Here is a 19,610-nt window from a genome sequence, read left to right as displayed (position 1 = left end):
TGGCCGTGGCGGCGGGGAGCGCGACCGGATCGGGCGAGCACGGCGCGCGGGGGGCGGGGGTGCGGGTCATGTCCATGGGGCGCAGTGAACACCCTTCGGCGGACCGTCGCTATCCGGTTCCTGCGGTGAATTCGGGACCCCTGCCCCAAACAAAAAGGGCCGCCCCGAGGGGCGGCCCTTCGTGTCCTGGTCCGGTGCGGATCGTCAGTTCAGGACGATCTCGACGCGGCGGTTCTGCGGCTCGCGCACGCCGTCCGCAGTCTGCACCAGCGGCATCGACTCGCCACGGCCCACGACCGCGATCTGGTTCGCCGGGATGCCCTCGCGCACCAGCTGGTCCTTCACCGCGTTCGCGCGGCGCAGCGACAGCGCCATGTTGTAGGCGTCGCCACCCGACTTGTCGGCGTGGCCCGTCACGTCCAGACGGGTCGACTTGCCGGCCTTCGCGTCCGTCGCCGCCTGCTTGATCGTGGTCGCGGCGGTCGGCGTGATCAACGCCCGGTCGAAGTCGAAGAACACGATGTAGCTCTTCTTGCCGCTCACGACCGGCTTCGGCGCCTCAGGGCCCGACGGCGGCGCGCCCCAGTTGTACGCCAGGCGCACGAACGGGCCGTGCACGAGGACGCCGCTGCGGCCCTTCGGTCCGCCCGCGATCCCGGTCGATAGATACTCGTAGTTCGCGCCGTCGAGCCATTCGGCCTTGTAGCCGGCGGCGATGTGGAACAATGGCGAGACCTCCCAGTCGAGGCCGGCCTTGATGCCGATGTCCCAGAACATGCGGCTCGAGTTGCCGTTGGGGAACGGGAATCCGGCGTTCTTGCTGTCCTTGATCTTGCCGAACAGGAACGCGGTGTCGACACCGCCGAACAGACTGAGGCTCTCGGTCAGCCGCATCGAGGCGTCGACGCCCAGCCGGGGACCGATGCCCCACGACGTGGTCTTGTCCGTGGCCGGGCCGATCGGATACGAGAATTTCGACGTCGCCCGCTGGTAGCGGACGCCCAGGAACGGACGCACGCCGTATCCCGGACCCGAGATGGTGTAGCCGACATCGCCGTCGATGTTCCACACCTTGACGTCATCCACCCGCGCGCCCGGCGTGAACGGCGAGGTGTCGGCGCGGCCGGCGCTGAAATCGACGTACCGGCCGCCGAGCGCCACGTCCCATCCACCGTCGAAGCGGTAGCCGACCACGGCGTTCGCGCCCCAGCCGTCGCCCGACGACGAGTTCCGCGTCCCGCCGCTGTTCGTGATCTTGTGGCCGCCGCCGGGATGCACCGCGTACATGCCGTCGATCATCGCGAAAAAGCCGGGCCCGCTCTGGACCTGGGCCTGCGCCGCGCCCGCCATCAGTGCGCCCAGCGCCGCTCCGGCCAAAAGAATTCCACGCATGTCGTCCGTCTCCCACCCGCGTCTTCAGCGCCGCCGGACCACCCGATCCAACAGCGCGACCCGGCACAAATACGACAACCCCCGCCGCCTGCCTACATCGGCGCGCCTCGAATCGGCGGATTGACGGATTTCTCGATCCGGATGTGGCAAATCCGCCACGGCCGCCCAGCAGCCGATCAGAGAGTGATCACTCGTTCCGCAGAATCGCCAGCGGGCGCTGCCGCAGGGCCGCCAGCGCGCCGGCGAGGCCGACGGCCAGAGTGAGGCCGACGGCGACGGCGGCGGTGATGACGGCGACCGAGGGCAGGAACACCCACTCCAGCCCCATCACCAAGCGCACCACCAGCCACGCCGCCAAGGTGCCGGCGGCGGTGGCGGCCAGCGCGGTGACGAGGCCGAGCGCGGCGAACTCCAGCGCGTAGACGCCGAGGATGCGGGCCCGGGTGGCGCCGAGCACCTTCATGACCACGGTGTCATGCACGCGGCGGCGCTGGGTGGCGAGGATGGCGCCGGCCAGCACCAGCAGTCCGGCGGCGATGCCGACCACGCCGACCGCGCGGGCCGCCAGGCCGATGTTGCCGAGGATCTTGCCGGCGGTCTCGAGCGCGTCCTTGACCCGCACGACGGTGACGTTGGCGAAGCGGTCGGTGACGGCCTTGTAGACCGCCTCCTCGGCCGCCGGCTCGCGCGCGTAGACGGTGGCGAGGAAGGTCTGCGGCGCGCGCTCCAGCGCGCCCGGCGCGAACACGAACGTGAAGTTCAGCGACAGCGAGGTCCAGTCGATGCGCCGCAGATTGGCGATCCGCGCCTCGACGTCGCGGCCCAGCACGTTGAGCGTGATGGTGTCGCCGACGCCGACGCCGAACGCGGCCGCCAGCTCGGCGTCGAAGCTGATCAGCGGCGGACCCCTGTAGTCGGCCGGCCACCATTCGCCGGCGACGACGCGGCTGCCCTCGGGCAGCGCCGCGGCGTAGGTCAGGCCGCGGTCGCCGTCGACCGCCCAGCGCGCGTTGGCCGGCACGGCCACCTCGGACACCGGCCGGCCGGCGATGCGCACGATGCGGCCGCGCAGGCTGGGCACCTTGTCGAGCCGGGTGACGCCGGTCTGGGCGCCGACCAGCGCCGCGAACGGGCCGATCTGGTCGGGCTGGATGTCGACCACGAAGAACGCCGGCGCGTCCTTGGGGATGCGCTTGCCGAGCTGGTTCTGCAGATTGCCCTCGACCAGCGCCGTCGCCACCAGCACGGTGAGCCCCAGCCCCAGCGACAGCATCACCGTCGGCGTCGGCGCGCCGGGGCGGTGGATGTTGGCCAGCGCCAGCCGCAGCACCGCGGCGCGCGGCCTGCCCGCGAGACGCGCGGCCAGCATGGCGACGCGCGCCAGCAGCGGGAACGCGATGAAGGCGCCGATCGCGCCGACCGCGAACCACGCGGCGATGCGCTTGTCGGACGCCGCGAACAGGGTGAACGCGACCAGCGCCGCGGCCGCGGCGCCGAGGATGGCGATGTCGCGCAAGGTCGGGCGGAAGCCGGCCGGCGACACCGCGCCGCGCATCAGGCTGGCGGCCGGCACGGCGCGGGCGCGCGCCATCGGCCACAACGCGAAGAGCAGCGCCACGAGCCCGCCGAACGTGGCGGCGACGGCCAGCGGCTTGGCGTAGAGCGCGACGCGGGCGCGCACCGGCAGCGCGTCGCCCATCGCCGCCTCGGCCAGGTACGGCAGCACCGCGCCGACCGCGACGCCGATGGCGATGCCGACCGCCGCGAGCATGGCGATCTGCAGGAAGTAGATGCGCGACACCAACGCCGCCGGCGCGCCGAGGCATTTGAGGATCGCGATGGTGCGCACGCGGGCGCGCAGGAAGGCGTCGACCGCGTTGCCGACACCGACGCCGCCGACCAGCAGCGACGCCAGTCCGATCAGCTCGAGGTAGAGCGTCAGACGGTCGGTCCACATGCGCAGGCCGCCACCGGCCTGGTCGAGGCCGCGCACGCGCCAGCCGGCCTGCGGGAAGCGCCGTTGGAGATCGCCGATCCACGCGCGGTAGGCGGCGCCGTCGGGCAGCGCGACGCGGTACTCGTAGGTCATCATGCTGCCGGGCTGGATCAGTCCGGTGGCCGGCATGGCGTCGAGCGACAGCATCAGGCGCGGACCGATGCCGAACAGACCCAGCCCGCGGTCGGGCTCGCGCGCGATGACGCCGCGGATCTCGACGACGGCGTCGCCGACGCGCACGCGGCCGCCGATGCCGATTCCGAGCCGGCGCAGCGCGATGTCCTCGACCACGGCGCCGAACACGCCGTCGCGTGGCGCCAGCAGCGCGCGCAGCTCGCCGCCGCCGGCGATCTCCAACCCGCCGGCCAGCGGATAGAGGCCGTCGACCGCCTTGATCTGCACCAGCGTCGGCCGCGAGTCCGGCGCCTCGGCGCGGGCCATGCCGCGCAGCTCGATCCAGCGCGCCACCCGCGCGCCGTCGCGGCCGAATGCGGCGAGCTGCTCCGGCGTCGCCGGCCGGTAGGATTGCGCGATCGAGACGTCGCCGCCGAGCAGGGAACGGGCGTCGGCCCGCAGCCCCTCCTCGACCGCGCGCGAGATCGACAGGATGCCGGCGATGGCGGCGACGCCGAGCGCCAGGCAGGCGAGGAACAGGCCGAAGCCGGCGAACCCCGTGCGCAGCTCGCGCAGCGCCAGCCGCACCGCCAGCGCCCACGACAGCGCCGCGCGTCCGCCGTCGCCGCGGATGGCGACGGTTCCCGCCGAAGGAACGGCGGCGTCGGTCACGACGGTGCCGGCGGCGCGAAGCGCCGCATCGCGTGGATGCGCGCGCGAGCCGCGCCGCCCGCTCGGTAGCCCTCTTTGTCATCCCGAGCGTAGCGAGGGATCTTGAGGGCGGCGCCAAGATCCCTCGCTGCGCTCGGGATGACAGAGAGAGCGCTTGGAACGACGGAGGGAGCCGGCTCCGCGCACGCGCGAGCACAGGCGTCCGCGATGGCGCGGGCGAAGACGCCGAAGTCGGACAGCGAACGCCTCACGACGCGTCGTCCGCGACGCGGCCGTCGGCGATGTGCACGACGCGGTCGCAGCGCGCCGCGATCGCGGGATCGTGGGTGATCAGCACCAGAGTCGCGCCGGCGCCGCGCGCCAGATCGAACAGCAGGCCCATCACCTGCGTGCCGGTGGCGCCATCGAGATTGCCGGTCGGCTCGTCGGCCAGCAGCAGGCCGGGCCGGGCGGCGAAGGCCCGCGCCACCGCGACGCGCTGCTGCTCGCCACCGGAGAGCTGCGCGGGATAGTGCGTCAGGCGGTGGCCGAGGCCGACCTCGCGCAGCGCCGTCTCGGCGGCGCCGAACGGATCCTTGGCGCCGGCGAATTCCAACGGCAGCGCGACGTTCTCGGTCGCGGTCATCGTCGGCACGAGATGGAACCCCTGGAACACGATGCCCAGCCGGTCGCGGCGGAACCGCGCCAGCCCGTCGTCCGACAGGGTGCGCAGATCGACGCCGGCGACCTCGACGGAGCCCGACGTGGCGCGCTCCAGACCGCCCACCACCATCATCAGGCTCGACTTGCCGGCGCCGGAGGGGCCGACCAGCGCCGTGGTGCCGCCCGGGGCGATATCGAGGTCGATGCCGCGCAGGATGTTGACCGTGCCGGCGTCGCTCTCCATATCGAGGCGCACGTCGCGCAGGCGGATCATCTCGGTCATGCGGCGGACGGCGGGAAGGGCGTCATGTCGGGCAGGCTCGGCGAGGATTGCGGCGCGGTCGCGGCGGACGCCGCACCGGCGGGATATGGCGATCCGCGCAGCGGCGTCAACCGCCGTCGCCTGTCGATCGGCGGGATCGCGGCGCTGGCCGGCCTCGCCGTTCTGTCGGCGACGCAGCCGCGCGCGGCCGAGCCGCTGCGTGTCGCGATGCTGGGCGACAGCCTCACAGCGGGCTACGGCCTGAAGCCCGAGCAGGCCCTGCCGGCGCGGCTGGAGGCGGCGCTCAAGGCCGCCGGTCGCGATATCGTGATCGCCAACCACGGCGTCTCCGGCGACACCACGGCCGGCGGGCTGGCCCGGCTGGACTGGTTGATGGGCGACAAACCGCGGCTGGTGCTGGTCGGGCTGGGCGCCAACGACGCGCTGCGCGGCCTCGATCCGGCCGAGACCGAGCGCAACCTCGACGCGATCCTCGCCAAGTTGAAAGCCGCCGGCGCCGCGCTGATGCTGCTGGGCATGAAGGCGCCGCGCAATTTCGGCGCGCAGTACGTCGAGGCGTTCGACGGCCTCTACGAGCGCCTCGCGAAGAAGCACGACGTGCCGCTGTATCCGTTCCTGCTCGACGGCGTGGCGACGGTCGCCGAGCTGAACCAGCCCGACGGCATCCACCCCAACCTGCGCGGCGTCGACGAGATCGTCGCCCGCCTGGCGCCGGCCGTGATCAAGACCATCGACTCGCTCCCCAAGCCCACCGGCTGATAGGCTGCGCGCCGGCGGAGGGGGACCATGACGGGGGCGACGAGGAAGACCGCGGCGGGAAGGACGGCCGCGCCGCGGCGTCGACGCGCCAATCGGCCGCGCATCCTGCTGCTGCAGGGCGCCAACATGACCTATCTCGGCCAGCGCCAGCCCGAGCTCTACGGCACCACGACCCGCGCCGAGCTCGACTCGCTGCTCGCCGCCCACGCGCGCGCGCGCGGCGTGGACCTCGATATCGTCTACACCCATGTCGAGGGCGAGGCGGTGGCCCGCATCTACGGCGCGCTCGACGCCGGCCTCGACGCGCTGGTCATGAATCCCGCCGGATTTCTGTACGCGGGCTTCGCGCTGCGCGACTGCCTGCGCGCGATCCCCGTGCCGATCGTCGAAGTGCACATGACCAACATCGAGAAACGCGGCGTCCGCACGATCACGGCGGAGGCCGCGACCGGCTACATCGCCGGTTTCGGGATCGATTCCTACATCCTCGGCCTCGACGCGGCGCTGGGCCTGCTGGCGCGCGCCAAGCCATGAGCGCGCCGCGCGCCGGGCGCGCCAGCCCGCTGCAGCGCGCCGACGGCGCGGCCGAGCTGGCGTTCGCGCGGCGCGACGGCGGGATCACGGCGCTGGCGCATCTGTTCCAGAGCGATCCCTGCCGCGTGCTGTTTCCGCGCGAGGAGGATGGCGATCCGCCGCAGGCGGCGATCGTCACGCTGTCGGGCGGATTGAGCGACGGCGACCGGGTCCGCGTCGCGGTCGAGATCCGCGACGGCGCGGTGGCGACGGTCACCACGCAGGCGGCGGAGAAGATCTACCGCGCCTCGTCCTACGCCGAGGACTGCGTCGTCGACGTGTCGCTCGCGGTCCGCGCGGGCGCGACGCTGGAGTGGCTGCCGCAGGAGACGATCGTGTTCGACGGCGCGCGTCTGCGCCGGCGCACCGTCGTCGACCTGGCGCCCGACGCGCGCCTGCTGGCGTGCGAGATGGTGGCGCTGGGCCGCACCGCCAGCGGCGAGAGCTTCACGCATGGCCTCGTGCTCGATTCGTGGCGGATCCGGCGCGACGGTGGTCTGGTCTGGGCCGACGCGCTGCGGCTCGACGGGCCGCCGCCGACCGGCCTTTCGGGCTTCGGCGACGCGACGTCCATCGCCACCGCGATCTACGCCGCCGCCGACGCGCCGGCGCGACTCGACGCGGCCCGCGAGGCGCTCGACGCGATCGAGGCCGCGCTCCCGGGTCTACGTGCCGGGATCACGGCGGTGAACGGCTCGCTCGTTGCCCGTTTTTTGGGCGACTCGCGGGTGGTGCGGATGGGCGTGGCGCGCTTGATTGCCAAGCTCCGGGCGATCTGTCTTGGATTGCCCGAGCGTCTGCCCCGGGTATGGCACGTTTAGTGCTATCCGGAGGGCGCGTGGACCGCGCGACAACGACGGTCCGGCCGAATGAACGAGGGAGCGGACCGTGAATCTGACGCCGCGGGAAAAGGACAAGCTGCTGATCTCGATGGCGGCGATGGTGGCGCGCCGCCGGCTCGAACGCGGCGTCAAGCTCAACCACCCCGAGGCCATCGCGCTGATCACCGATTTCGTGGTCGAGGGCGCGCGCGACGGCCGCACGGTGGCCGAGCTGATGCGCGACGGCGCCGCGGTGGTCACGCGGGCGCAGGTGATGGACGGCATCGCCGAGATGATCCACGAGATCCAGGTCGAGGCGACCTTCCCCGACGGCACGAAGCTCGTGACCGTCCACCAGCCGATCCGCTGAGGAGCCCGCCATGAAACCCGGCGAGATCATTCCCGCGACCGGCGAGATCGCCCTCAACGAGGGCCGCGAGACGATCACCCTGGAGGTCGCCAACAGCGGCGACCGGCCGATCCAGGTCGGCAGCCACTACCATTTCTTCGAGACCAACGAGGCGCTGAAGTTCGACCGCGCCAAGTCCAAGGGCTTCCGGCTGAACATCGCCGCCGGCACGGCCGTGCGGTTCGAGCCCGGCCAGACGCGCGAGGTCACCTTGGTCGCGATGGCCGGCGCGCGCGTCGTGCACGGCTTCAACGCCAAGGTCTCCGGCAAGCTGCCGCCTGCCAAGCGGGTCACGGCGAGCGGCGGCAACAGCCCGGCGCGCATCTCGCGCTCGGCCTACGCCTCGATGTTCGGCCCGACCGTCGGCGACCGCGTGCGGCTGGCCGACACCGACCTGGTCATCGAGGTCGAGAAGGACCACACGACCTACGGCGAGGAGGTCAAGTTCGGCGGCGGCAAGGTGATCCGCGACGGCATGGGCCAGTCGCAGCGCACCCGCCGCCAGGGCGCCGTCGACACGGTGATCACTAACGCGCTGATCGTCGACCACTGGGGCATCGTGAAGGCCGATGTCGGCATGAAGGACGGCCGCATCGCCGCCATCGGCAAGGCCGGCAACCCCGATATCCAGCCGGGCGTCGACATCGTCATCGGGCCGGGCACGGAGATCATCGCCGGCGAGGGGCGCATCCTCACGGCCGGCGGCATCGACAGCCACATCCACTTCATCGCCCCGCAGCAGATCGAGGAGGCGCTGACCAGCGGCGTCACGACGATGATCGGCGGCGGCACCGGCCCGGCGCACGGCACGCTGGCCACCACCTGCACGCCCGGCCCGTGGCATCTCGGGCGCATGATGCAGGCCGCCGAATCCTTTCCGATGAACCTCGGCTTCCTCGGCAAGGGCAACGCCAGCCGTCCCGCCGCGCTGGTCGAGCAGCTCGTCGGCGGCGCCTGCGGCCTGAAGCTGCACGAGGACTGGGGCACCACGCCGGCGGCGATCGACAACTGCCTGTCGGTGGCCGACGACCACGACGTGCAGGTCGCGATCCACACCGACACGCTCAACGAGTCGGGTTTCGTCGAGGCGTCGATCAAGGCCTTCAAGGGCCGCACGATCCACACCTTCCACACCGAGGGCGCCGGCGGCGGCCACGCGCCGGACATCATCCGCGTCTGCGGTCTGCCCAACGTGCTGCCGTCGTCGACCAACCCGACCATGCCCTACACGGTCAACACCGTGGACGAGCATCTCGACATGCTGATGGTCTGCCACCATCTCGATCCGCGCATCCCCGAGGACGTGGCGTTCGCCGAGAGCCGCATCCGGCGCGAGACCATCGCCGCCGAGGACGTCCTGCACGACATCGGCGCCTTCAGCATGATGTCGTCCGACAGCCAGGCGATGGGCCGGGTCGGCGAGGTGATCGTGCGCACATGGCAGACCGCCGACAAGATGCGCAAGCAGCGCGGCCGGCTGCCGGAGGAGAAGGGCGACAACGACAATTTCCGCGTGAAGCGCTACGTCGCCAAATACACGATCAACGTCGCCATCGCGCAGGGCATCGCGAAGCACGTCGGCTCGGTCGAGGTCGGCAAGCTGGCCGACCTGGTGCTGTGGTCGCCGGCGTTCTTCGGCGTTAAGCCGGATTTCGTGATCAAGGGCGGCTCGATCGCGACGGCGCCGATGGGCGATCCCAACGCCTCGATCCCGACGCCGCAGCCCGTGCACTACCGGCCGATGTTCGGCGCCTACGGCCGCAACCGCGTCCAGAGCTCGGTGATCTTCACGTCGGCCGCCGGGCTGGCGGCGGGCATCGGCCGCAAATGGGGCCTGTCGCGGCCGCTGGTCGCCGTCGGCAACACCCGCGGCGGCATCTCGAAGAAGAAGATGGTGCACAACTCGGCGACACCGAGGATCGAGGTCGATCCGGAGACCTACGAGGTGCGCGCGGACGGCGAGCTGCTGACCTGCGAGCCCGCCACGGTGCTGGCGATGGCGCAGCGCTATTTCCTGTTCTGACGCGATGTCCCTGGCGTGCCCGACAGCGCTCGACGGCCTCCGCGCGGCCGCCGCGCCCGGCCCGTGCCGGGCCGCCGTGACCAACGGACGTCGGCGCGGCGCCGGCGGCCACGCCGGGGCGCTCCACCGCGTGATGTGGGACATGGTCGGCAAGGCGCGGGCATGGCGATGAGGCGCGCCGCCCGGGTCGCGCGCGCCGGCTCGTGGCCGGCGGAGTCGCGCGTCGATTCGATCACCCTGATCTACGACGACCGCTACCGCCGCCGGCTGCGGTTGCTCGGCGACGCCGGCACGGATTTCCTGCTCGACCTGCCCGAGCCGGTGGTGCTGCGCGAGGGCGACGGGCTGGCGCTCGACGATGGAGGCTACGTGATGGTGAAAGCGGCCGACGAGCCCTTGATCGAGATCCGCGCCCGCGACCCGGCGTTGTTCGTCAGGCTGGCCTGGCATCTCGGCAACCGCCATCTGCCGACCCAGATCGAGGCCGACCGCATGCTGATCCGCGACGACCACGTGATCGTCGACATGCTGAAGGGGCTCGGCGCCGAGGTCGCGAAAGTGGCCTGCGCGTTCGATCCCGAAGGCGGCGCCTACGGCCAGCAAAACCATGATTCGCTGCATCCGCACGCCCACGGCGCCGGCGGACGCCACGGACACGACGGCCATGGTCACGGATAGCGGCGCCTCCAGCGCGGCGCTGTACCGGCTGATGGCGTGGCTGTCGCCGGCCTATCCGGTCGGCGCGTTCAGCTACAGCCACGGGCTGGAATACGCGATCGAGGCGGGCTTCGTCGCCGACCGCGCGACGTTGACGGACTGGATCGCGGGCGTGCTGGCGCACGGCACCGGCCGCGTCGACGGCGCGCTGTTCGCGGCGGCGTGGCGCGCGGCGGAGGCCGGCGACGACGCGGCGCTAGACGGCGTCGCGGCGATGGCGGCGGCGTGGCGCAGCACGTCCGAGATGGCGCTGGAGTCGCGGCAACAGGGCGGATCGTTCCTGTCGATCACGCGCGCGGCGTGGCCGGCGCCGGCGCTGGAGCGCTTCGTGGTCCGCCGCGACGGGATCTGCGCGCTGCCGGTCGCCGTGGCGGTCGCCGCCGCCGCGCATGGCGTGCCGCTGGCGGCCGCGCTGACCGCGTACCTGCACGCGTTCGCGGCCAATCTGTGCTCGGCGGCGGTGCGCTCGATCCCTCTGGGCCAGTCCGACGGCCAGCTCGCGCTGGCGGCGCTGGCGCCGGCGGTCGAGTCGGCCGTCGCCGCCGCGCTGGCGGTCGACGACCTCGACGAGGTCGGCGCCGCCGCGCCGTTGCTGGACTGGTGCTCGATGCGGCACGAGACCCAGTACACGCGGTTGTTCCGGTCATGAGCCTGGTGATCGCAGCAGCGATCCTCTGCGTGCTGGGCGCCATCGCGCTGGCGCACGCCTACTGGGCGACGGGCGGCGTCTGGCCGGCCCGCGACGGCGCCAGCCTGGCGCGCGCCGTGATCGGCGACGGCCGCGCGCGCATGCCGCCGCCAGTCGCGTGCCTGCTCGCGGCCGCGGCGGTCGCGGTCGCGGCGGTCTGGCCGATGCTGCTCGTCGCGACAGCCACGACGGCGCCGCCGCGGGCCGTCATCGTCGGCGTCGGCGCCGCCATCGCGGTCGTGTTCCTGCTGCGCGGCGTCGCGGGCTACCTCCCCGCCTGGCGCCGGCGGTTCGCCACCGAGCCGTTCGCGATGCGCGACATCACGCTGTTCTCGCCACTATGCTTCATCATCGCCGCCGGATACGGCGCGCTGCTTCTGCCGGGAGTCGTGAAATGAGCGTGCCGCCAACATCGCACGGGCCGCTGCGCGTCGGCGTCGGCGGGCCGGTCGGCTCCGGCAAGACGGCGCTGGTCGAGCGTCTGTGCAAGCATCTGCGCGATTCCTACGATATCGCCGTCGTCACCAACGACATCTACACCAAGGAGGACGCCGAGTTCCTGACCCGCTCCGGCGCGCTGCCGCCGGACCGCATCATCGGCGTCGAGACCGGCGGCTGCCCGCACACCGCGATCCGCGAGGACGCCTCGATCAACCTCGCCGCCGTGGCCGACCTGTGCCGCGGCTTCCCCGGCCTCGAGCTGCTGTTCGTCGAATCCGGCGGCGACAATCTCGCGGCCACGTTCTCGCCCGAGCTGGCCGACCTGACGATCTACGTCATCGACGTCTCGGCCGGCGACAAGATCCCGCGCAAGGGAGGACCGGGCATCACCCGGTCCGACCTTCTGGTCATCAACAAGATCGACCTCGCGCCGCTGGTCGGCGCCGATCTCGGCGTGATGGACCGCGACGCCCGCAAGATGCGCGGCGCAAGGCCCTTCGTGTTCGCCAATCTGAAGGAGCAGCGCGGCGTCGCCGAGATCGCCGAGTTCATCGTCCGCAAAGGCGGGCTGCCGGACCGTCCCGCGCGCCCCGACTAGAAGGCTGCGTGACGCCGCGCCGCCATGCTAGAGCTTGCCCACAAATCCACGGAGGTTCCGACATGATCCGCATCGCCCCGCTCGCCGCGCTCCTGCTCGCCGCCTCCGCCGGCGCCGCCCACGCCCATGTCGGCGACCACGGCTTGGGTCTCGCGGCCGGCTTCGCGCATCCCATGACCGGTCTCGACCACGTGCTGGCCATGGTCGGCATCGGCGTCTGGGCGGCGCAGCGCGGCGTCGCCGACCGGCGGGCGGTGTGGACGATCCCGGCGGCGTTCGTCGCCATGATGCTGGCCGGAGCGGTCGCCGGCTGGACCGGCCTGCGCCTGCCGATGATCGAGGCCGGCATCGTCGGTTCGGTCGTCCTGCTGGGTCTGCTGCTGTTGGGCGCCCCGCGCCTGCCGTCATGGGCGCCGGTCGCCACGGCGGCGGTGTTCGCGGTGTTCCACGGCTACGCGCACGGCGCGGAGATCCCCGTCGGCGGCGCGCTGGCGGGCTACGCGGCCGGCTTCGTCGCGGCGACGATCGTTCTCCATGCGGCCGGAATTGGCATCGGTTCTGCGCTGATCCGTGCCGCCGGCGCCTTGGGTCCGCGCGGCTTTGGTGGCGCGCTCGTTCTCGGCGGCGCCGCGATCGCTGTTGGAATCGCCTAAATCGAAGTCAGACGAATTTCGGGCTGTATTTCCACTGCTCAATTACTAGTCAATCTGGCGATTCAGCCTCGCCGGCCGCCTCAGTCCGTGCGGATTTTGGCCGTCGCGACGGCTTGACGACCAGCATTGCAGGAGAATGCACAATTAATAGCCGTTTAATGACTAGTCTTTCGACTATCAGGGCATATTCTAGGCGATTGCCTCTTTGAGGCACCAATCCCCGCTAGTGGCCCGAGTCTTGCTCATCTCCGCGCAGGCGCCCGGTCCATGGCGGTCCGGTGTCCAGCGAAGGGGAAGAAGAATGACGATGCTGAGGAAAGTCGCGAGCGCCGCCGTCGGTGCCGCAGTGGGCGTATGGTCGATCGGCGCGATGGCGCAAGGCGCGCCGCCGATCAAGGTCGGCGTACTGCACTCGCTGTCGGGCACGATGGCGATCTCGGAGACCACCCTCAAGGACACCGTCCTGATGATGGTCGACGACCTCAACAAGCGCGGCGGCCTGCTCGGCCGCAAGGTCGAGGCGGTCGTGGTCGACCCGGCCTCGAACTGGCCGCTGTTCGCCGAGAAGGCGCGCGAGCTGATCCAGAAGGAGAAGGTCGACGTCGTGTTCGGCTGCTGGACGTCGGTCAGCCGCAAGTCGGTGCTGCCGGTGTTCGAGGAGCTCAACGGCCTGCTGTTCTACCCCGTGCAGTACGAGGGCGAGGAGAGCTCGCGCAACATCTTCTACACCGGCGCCGCGCCGAACCAGCAGGCGATCCCGGCGGTCGACTACCTGATGTCCAAGGACGGCGGCGAGGCCAAGCGCTGGGTGCTGGCCGGCACCGACTACGTCTATCCGCGCACGACCAACAAGATCCTCGAGGCGTACCTCATTTCGAAGGGCGTCAAGAAAGAGGACATCATGATCAACTACACGCCGTTCGGGCACTCCGACTGGCAGACGATCGTGGCGGACATCAAGAAGTTCGCGTCGGCCGGCAAGAAGACCGCCGTCGTGTCGACCATCAACGGCGACGCCAACGTGCCGTTCTACAAGGAACTGGCCAACGCCGGCATCAAGGCCAAGGACGTCCCCGTCGTCGCCTTCTCGGTCGGCGAGGAGGAGCTCGCGGGCATCGACACCCGCAACCTGGTCGGCCATCTCGCGGCGTGGAACTACTTCCAGTCGGTGAAGAGCCCGGTCAATGACGCCTTCATCAAGCAGTGGAAGACGTTCATCAAGAACGACAAGCGCGTCACCAACGATCCGATGGAGGCGACGTACATCGGCTTCAAGATGTGGGAGCAGGCCGTCCAGCAGGCCGGCACGACCAACGTCGACGCCGTGCGCCAGGCCCTGTACGGCCAGAAGGTGATGGCGCCGGGCGGCTTCGAGTCGGTGATGAACACCAACCACCACCTCAGCAAGCCGGTCCTGATCGGCGAGATCCAGGCCAACGGCCAGTTCGAGATCGTGTGGCAGACCAAGGGTCCGGTGAAGGCCGACGCCTGGTCGAAGTACATCCCGGAGAGCGCCAAGCTGACCGCCGACTGGACCTATCCCTGGGTCTGCGGCAACTGCGAGAAGCCGAAGTTCTAGCCGTCGCGCCGCACGCGGCAACCGACCAACAGACCGCGCCGGACCCCGTCCGGCGCGGTTTTTCGTTGTGCGCGCCGCGCTTGGCCCCGCCACCCCCGCGGCATGCGGATTGCAGCGCTCCCTTATCGAAACGGCGGACGCCGGCCGGGGCTCGCGCCCGGCGCGCCGGACAGCGGGGATTGACACGGTGGGCTCATCGATGACGGCGGGCGGGCGGCGCGGCCAGCGGACGGTGATCGGGGCGGGCCTCGCGGCGCTGGGACGCGCGCTGGTCGCCCTGGCACTGGCCTGCGCGACGGCCCTGACGGCGCTTCCGGCGCGCGCGCAGACCTTCGAGGAGCTGGTCACCGCGCTGGCCGCCGGCGATTTCAGCGCCAAGCTGGAGGCCGCCGAGAAGCTCGGCGCGCTGGGCGACGCCCGCGCGGTGCCGGCGTTGAAGGCGCTGACCGAGGGTATGCTCTTCACGCGCAAGAGCGACAACGCGGCGCTGATCTCCGACGGCACCCGGTATTTCGAGGCCGCCACGGGCAAGGCGCTGGGCGAGCTGCCGGCCGATTCCGTCGACAAGGCCCGCGTCAACAACCGCGTGCGCGGCGTGGTGTCGGAGTCCCTGGCCAAGCTGTCGCTGTTCAGCGACGACCGCGCCACGCGCCTGGCCGCCGCCCGCGACGCCTTCAACAGCCCGACGCCGGAGACCGCGCTGGCGCTGGAGCGGGCGCTGAAGACCGAGAAGGATTCCGACGTCCTCGCCGCGATCCGCTTCAGCCTGGTGGCGACGAAGGTGCGCACCGGCGCCACCGAGGAGCGCGTTCGCGCCGTCGAGGCGCTGGCGACCACCGCCAACCCGCAGGTCCGCAGCCTGCTCGCCAACCTGCGCAACGACAAGGAGACCCCGCCGGAGGTCGCCGCGGCGGTCGCGACGGCGCTGGTGGCCATCGAACGCCGCCTCGCCTTCGTCGGCGTGGTCGAGAACATCTTCCAGGGGATCAGCCTGGGATCGGTGCTGCTGCTGGCCGCTGTCGGCCTCGCCATCACCTTCGGCGTGATGGGCGTCATCAACATGGCGCACGGCGAGATGATCATGCTCGGCGCCTACACCGCCTACACGGTCCAGCTGGTGTGCCGGGCGCTGCTGCCGAAGGAGTACGTCGGCTTCTACCTCGTGATGTCGGTGCCGATCGCCTTCCTGGTCGCCGGCGCGGTCGGCGTGCTGCTGGAGCGCACGGTGATCCGCTTCCTCTACGGCCGGCCGCTCGAGACCATGCTGGCGACCTGGGGCATCAGCCTGATGCTGCAGCAGGCCGTGCGCTCGATCTTCGACGCCCAGAACAAGGAGGTCGCCAACCCGCAGTTCATGACCGGCGGCTTCGAGCTGATGGCCGGATTCTTCGTTACGTGGAACCGGCTCTACATCATCGTGTTCTGCCTGATGGTGCTGGCGGCCATCGCGCTGCTGCTTCGGCGCACCGCTTTCGGCCTGCACATGCGCGCGGTCACGCAAAACCGCGAGATGGCCTCGGCCATGGGGATCCCCACGGCGCGGGTCGACGCGATGACCTTCGGGCTCGGGTCCGGCGTCGCCGGCATGGCGGGCGTCGCGCTGTCGCAGATCGGCAACGTCAGCCCCAATCTCGGCCAGATCTACATCGTCGACAGCTTCATGGTCGTGGTGTTCGGCGGCGTCGGCAACCTGCTGGGCACGCTGGTGGCCTCGCTGTCGCTGGGCGTCGTCAACAAGCTGCTGGAGCCGGTGGCCGGCGCCGTGCTCGGCAAGGTCGCGGTGCTGGTGTTCATCATCCTCTTCATCCAGTGGCGGCCGCGCGGGCTCTTCGCGCTCAAGGGCCGCTTCGTGGAGTCCTGATCCATGTCCAGCGCATCCTCCGGCGGCGCGCCCGCGCGCGCCAGCCTGCTGACGCCGCGCGGATGGGCGGTGTTCCTCGCCGTCGGCTTCGTGCTGGTCGTGCTGCTGCCGGCGGCCAACCGGTTCGCGGCGACCGGCTCGCTGCTGCACCTGCCCGACTACCTCGTGCCGCTGATCGGCAAGTACTGCTGCTACGCCATGCTGGCGGTGGCGATGGACCTGATCTGGGGCTACGCCGGCATCCTCAGCCTCGGCCAGGGCGCGTTCTTCGCGCTGGGCGGCTACTGCATGGGCATGCACCTGATGCGCCAGATCGGCGACCGCGGCGTGTACAAGAACGCCGACCTGCCGGACTTCATGGTGTTCCTGAACTGGAAGTCGCTGCCATGGTACTGGCAGGGCTTCGACATGGCGTGGTTCGCGGCGCTGATGATCGTGCTGGTGCCGGCGGCGCTGGCCTTCGTGGTCGGCTGGCTGGCGTTCCGGTCGCGCGTCACCGGCGTCTATCTCTCAATCCTCACGCAGGCCTTGACCTATGCCATGCTGCTGGCGTTCTTCCGCAACGACATGGGTTTCGGCGGCAACAACGGCCTGACCGATTTCAAGGACATCCTCGGCTTCCCGATCCAGACGCCGGGCACGCGCGTCGGCCTGATGATCGCCTCGGCCGCCGGGCTGGGCGCCGCCTTCCTGCTGTGCCAGTGGATCGTCGGCTCGAAGCTGGGCCGCGTCTGCCTCGCGCTGCGCGATGCCGAGAGCCGCGTGCGCTTCCTCGGCTACTCGACGACCAACGCCAAGCTGTTCGTGTTCGTGGTCGCCGCGATCATCTCCGGCGTCGCCGGCGCGCTCTACGTGCCGCAGGTCGGCATCATCAACCCCGGCGAGTTCTCGCCCGCCAACTCGATCGAGATCGCGATCTGGGTCGCGGTCGGCGGCCGCGGCACGCTGGTCGGCGCGGTGCTCGGGGCGTTCATCGTCAACATCGCCAAGACCTGGCTGACCGGCGCGCTGCCGGAGGTCTGGCTGTTCTTCCTCGGCGCGCTGTTCATCGTCGTGACCCTGTTCCTGCCGCACGGCGTGGTCGGGCTGGCGCGCCAGATGCGGGAGCGCTGGGCGCAACGTTCGGCCGCGGCGCCGCGCCGCCGCCGCGGCGGAGGCGACGTGATGCCCGCGACCGCCGCCGCGCCGAGGCGCGCCGAGACGCTGCTCTACCTCGAGGACGTCACCGTCAGCTTCGACGGTTTCAAGGCGCTGAACTCGCTGTCGCTGGCGATCGGCGAGGGCGAGCTGCGCACGATCATCGGCCCCAACGGCGCCGGCAAGACGACCATGATGGACGTCATCACCGGCAAGACGCGGCCCGACACCGGCCGCGTCGCGTTCGGCGACGGCATCGACCTGACCCGGCTGGACGAGGCCGCCGTCGCCAATCTCGGCATCGGCCGGAAGTTCCAGAAGCCGACGGTGTTCGAGAATCTGACCGTGTTCGAGAACCTCGAGCTGTCGCTGCGCGCCAACCGCGGCGTCTTCGCGACGCTGCGCGCCGCGCTGGACGGTTCCGCCCGCAAGCGCATCGACGACATGCTGGACCTGGTCGGCCTGGCCGACCGCCGCGGCCGGCCCGCCGGCGCGCTCAGCCACGGCCAGAAGCAGTGGCTGGAGATCGGCATGCTGCTGCTGACCGAGCCGCGGCTGATCCTGCTCGACGAGCCGGTCGCCGGCATGACCGACGTCGAGACCGAGCAGACCGCGAAGCTCATCAAGGAGCTGGCCGGCGAGCGCACGCTGGTGGTGGTCGAGCACGACATGCAGTTCGTGCGCGAACTCGGCGCCCGCGTCACCGTGCTGCACGAGGGCTCGGTGCTGGCCGAAGGCTCGCTCGACCACGTGCAGGCCGACCAGCGCGTCATCGACGTCTATCTCGGGCGCTAGCGCAGATGCTCAAAGTCGACAATATCGATCTGTTCTACGGCGCCTCGCAGGCGCTGCGCGGCGTCAGCGTCGTGGCCGAGGTCGGCAAGGTGACGTGCGTGCTGGGCCGCAACGGCGTCGGCAAGTCGTCGCTGCTGCGCGCCATCTTCGGCCTGCAGTCGGTGCGCGCCGGACGCGTCACCTGGAACGACGAGGACATCACGTCGCTCAAACCGCACGAGCGCGCCCGCCGCGGGCTCGCCCTGGTGCCGCAGGGCCGCGAGATCTTCCCGCGCCTGACCGTGCTGGAGAACCTCGAGACCGGCTTCGCGCCGGTCGCCAAGGCGCTGCGCCATGTGCCCGACGAGATCTACACGCTGTTCCCCGTCCTCAAGGAGATGCTGGGCCGGCGCGGCGGCGATCTGTCGGGCGGCCAGCAGCAGCAGCTCGCCATCGCCCGCGCGCTGGTGACGCGGCCCGGCCTGCTGATCCTCGACGAGCCGACCGAGGGCATCCAGCCGTCGATCATCAAGGACATCGAGCGGGTCATCCGCATGCTCGCCGACCGCGGCGACATGGCGATCCTGCTGGTCGAGCAGTATCTCGATTTCGCCCAGCGCCTCGCCGATAGGATCGCCGTCATGGACCGCGGCGAGGTCGTGCTGTCCGGCCTCGCCAAGGACATCCCCGCCGACGAGATCAGACGGCACATGGTGGTGTGACGGTTCTAACGACCGCATCATTGCACAAAAGGCCATGGCATTGACCGACCAACCGGTCGGTTTGTATATTTCCCCTATGAACGCCCGTCCAACCACCGTCCCGCGTTCGCGCGGCGAGGCCACGCGGCAGCGGTTGATCGACGAGGCGGAGCGGCAATTCTCGGAGTCCGGCTTCAGCGGCGCGACCTTGAGCGGCATCGCCGGGGCCTGCGGGCTGGGCAACGCCGGCGCGCTGCACCACTTCGCCAGCAAGGAGAAGCTCTACGAGGCGGTGCTCGACCGCTTCGCCGACAGCTTCGAATCCGAGCTCCAGGCGATCGTCGACCGGCACGACACGCCCGGCGCGCGGCTGCGGGCGGCGCTGCGCCACGAGGCGGCGCGGATGGCGGCGCATCCCCGCCGCTACCGGCTGCTGCTGCGCGAGATGCTCGACAACCCCGACCGGGTCGAGCGCGCCCGCGCCCTGCCGTTCACGCGCTACGCCACCGGCTTCTGCGCGCTGATCGCCGAGGCGCAGGCCGCCGGCGCCGCCGTGACCGGCCCGCCGGCGCTGCTGCTGGCCCAATTCCTCGGCACGCTGTCCTACGCGCTGGTGGCGCGGCCGACCTTCATCCGCATGGACCTCGCCCGCGAGGTGCCGCGCGAGGAACGCGGCTGGATCGAGGCGGTGGCGCGCGCGGCCGAGCGCGCGCTGCTGGTCGACGGCGCGGCCGGGATCGTGGCGATGCCGGCGCGCAGCGCCAACGAGGCTTGAAC

18 protein-coding genes are annotated in these 19,610 nt (G+C 71.1%); 15 read left to right on the top strand and 3 right to left on the bottom strand.

The features are described 5' to 3' along the window. Positions 1–204 precede the first annotated feature (204 nt). The 3 genes from IPK81_13850 to IPK81_13840 form a co-directional block, all read right to left on the bottom strand. A complete protein-coding gene (locus tag IPK81_13850; protein QQS15110.1) occupies positions 205–654 on the bottom strand; it encodes an OmpA family protein in 450 nt (149 codons plus the stop codon). Between the two features lie 925 nt (positions 655–1,579). Continuing rightward, entirely contained in the window at positions 1,580–4,090 is a 2,511-nt protein-coding gene (locus tag IPK81_13845; GenBank protein QQS15109.1) for an ABC transporter permease, read from the bottom strand. 331 nt (positions 4,091–4,421) lie between these two features. Then, entirely contained in the window at positions 4,422–5,090 is a 669-nt protein-coding gene (locus tag IPK81_13840) for an ATP-binding cassette domain-containing protein (protein ID QQS15108.1), read from the bottom strand. A gap of 33 nt (positions 5,091–5,123) precedes the next feature. On the opposite strand from IPK81_13840, the gene IPK81_13835 reads away from it, so the two are divergent. From IPK81_13835 to IPK81_13765, 15 genes are all read left to right on the top strand, one after another. Continuing rightward, complete coding sequence (locus tag IPK81_13835) at positions 5,124–5,858, top strand: arylesterase (GenBank protein ID QQS10725.1); 735 nt, start codon at positions 5,124–5,126, stop codon at positions 5,856–5,858. A 27-nt stretch (positions 5,859–5,885) separates the two neighbouring features. After that, a complete protein-coding gene (locus tag IPK81_13830; protein QQS10724.1) occupies positions 5,886–6,392 on the top strand; it encodes a 3-dehydroquinate dehydratase in 507 nt (168 codons plus the stop codon). After that, entirely contained in the window at positions 6,389–7,252 is an 864-nt protein-coding gene (locus IPK81_13825; protein QQS10723.1) for an urease accessory protein UreD, read from the top strand. Before IPK81_13830 ends, IPK81_13825 begins: the two co-directional genes overlap by 4 nt. 67 nt (positions 7,253–7,319) lie before the next feature. Next, the gene (locus IPK81_13820; protein QQS10722.1) at positions 7,320–7,622 is read left to right on the top strand and encodes an urease subunit gamma; all 303 of its coding nucleotides are present in this window, start codon (positions 7,320–7,322) and stop codon (positions 7,620–7,622) included. 10 nt (positions 7,623–7,632) lie between these two features. After that, the gene (ureC, locus tag IPK81_13815) at positions 7,633–9,684 is read left to right on the top strand and encodes an urease subunit alpha (GenBank protein ID QQS10721.1); all 2,052 of its coding nucleotides are present in this window, start codon (positions 7,633–7,635) and stop codon (positions 9,682–9,684) included. 168 nt (positions 9,685–9,852) lie between these two features. After that, the gene (locus IPK81_13810; GenBank protein QQS15107.1) at positions 9,853–10,362 is read left to right on the top strand and encodes an urease accessory protein UreE; all 510 of its coding nucleotides are present in this window, start codon (positions 9,853–9,855) and stop codon (positions 10,360–10,362) included. After that, positions 10,349–11,050, top strand: coding sequence for an urease accessory protein UreF (locus IPK81_13805; GenBank protein QQS10720.1), 702 nt, complete (start codon positions 10,349–10,351; stop codon positions 11,048–11,050). The genes IPK81_13810 and IPK81_13805 overlap by 14 nt, the downstream gene beginning before the upstream one ends. Next, entirely contained in the window at positions 11,047–11,487 is a 441-nt protein-coding gene (locus IPK81_13800; GenBank protein QQS10719.1) for a DUF3995 domain-containing protein, read from the top strand. Before IPK81_13805 ends, IPK81_13800 begins: the two co-directional genes overlap by 4 nt. Beyond that, positions 11,484–12,128 (top strand): urease accessory protein UreG, encoded by a 645-nt coding sequence (gene ureG, locus IPK81_13795; GenBank protein QQS10718.1) that lies wholly within the window; start codon positions 11,484–11,486, stop codon positions 12,126–12,128. Before IPK81_13800 ends, ureG begins: the two co-directional genes overlap by 4 nt. A gap of 62 nt (positions 12,129–12,190) precedes the next feature. Further along, positions 12,191–12,781, top strand: a complete 591-nt coding sequence (locus tag IPK81_13790) for a HupE/UreJ family protein (protein ID QQS10717.1) — start codon at positions 12,191–12,193, stop codon at positions 12,779–12,781. A 307-nt stretch (positions 12,782–13,088) separates the two neighbouring features. Next, complete coding sequence (gene urtA, locus IPK81_13785; GenBank protein QQS15106.1) at positions 13,089–14,360, top strand: urea ABC transporter substrate-binding protein; 1,272 nt, start codon at positions 13,089–13,091, stop codon at positions 14,358–14,360. Positions 14,361–14,559: 199 nt separating this feature from the next. Next, positions 14,560–16,221: an urea ABC transporter permease subunit UrtB gene (gene urtB / locus IPK81_13780; protein QQS15105.1), complete on the top strand. Its 1,662-nt coding sequence runs from the start codon at positions 14,560–14,562 to the stop codon at positions 16,219–16,221. Positions 16,222–16,224: 3 nt separating this feature from the next. Further along, the gene (gene urtC / locus IPK81_13775; GenBank protein QQS10716.1) at positions 16,225–18,153 is read left to right on the top strand and encodes an urea ABC transporter permease subunit UrtC; all 1,929 of its coding nucleotides are present in this window, start codon (positions 16,225–16,227) and stop codon (positions 18,151–18,153) included. 5 nt (positions 18,154–18,158) lie between these two features. Continuing rightward, a complete protein-coding gene (gene urtE / locus IPK81_13770) occupies positions 18,159–18,854 on the top strand; it encodes an urea ABC transporter ATP-binding subunit UrtE (GenBank protein QQS10715.1) in 696 nt (231 codons plus the stop codon). 76 nt (positions 18,855–18,930) lie between these two features. Beyond that, on the top strand, positions 18,931–19,608 hold the full coding sequence (locus IPK81_13765; GenBank protein QQS10714.1) for a TetR family transcriptional regulator: 678 nt from the start codon (positions 18,931–18,933) through the stop codon (positions 19,606–19,608). Positions 19,609–19,610 lie beyond the last annotated feature (2 nt).

It is taken from the genome of Rhodospirillales bacterium, from assembly GCA_016699855.1.
GTDB lineage: Bacteria > Pseudomonadota > Alphaproteobacteria > Reyranellales > Reyranellaceae.
Note: the sequence above shows the minus strand (reverse complement) of the source record. Positions and strands in the feature narration are given on the sequence as shown.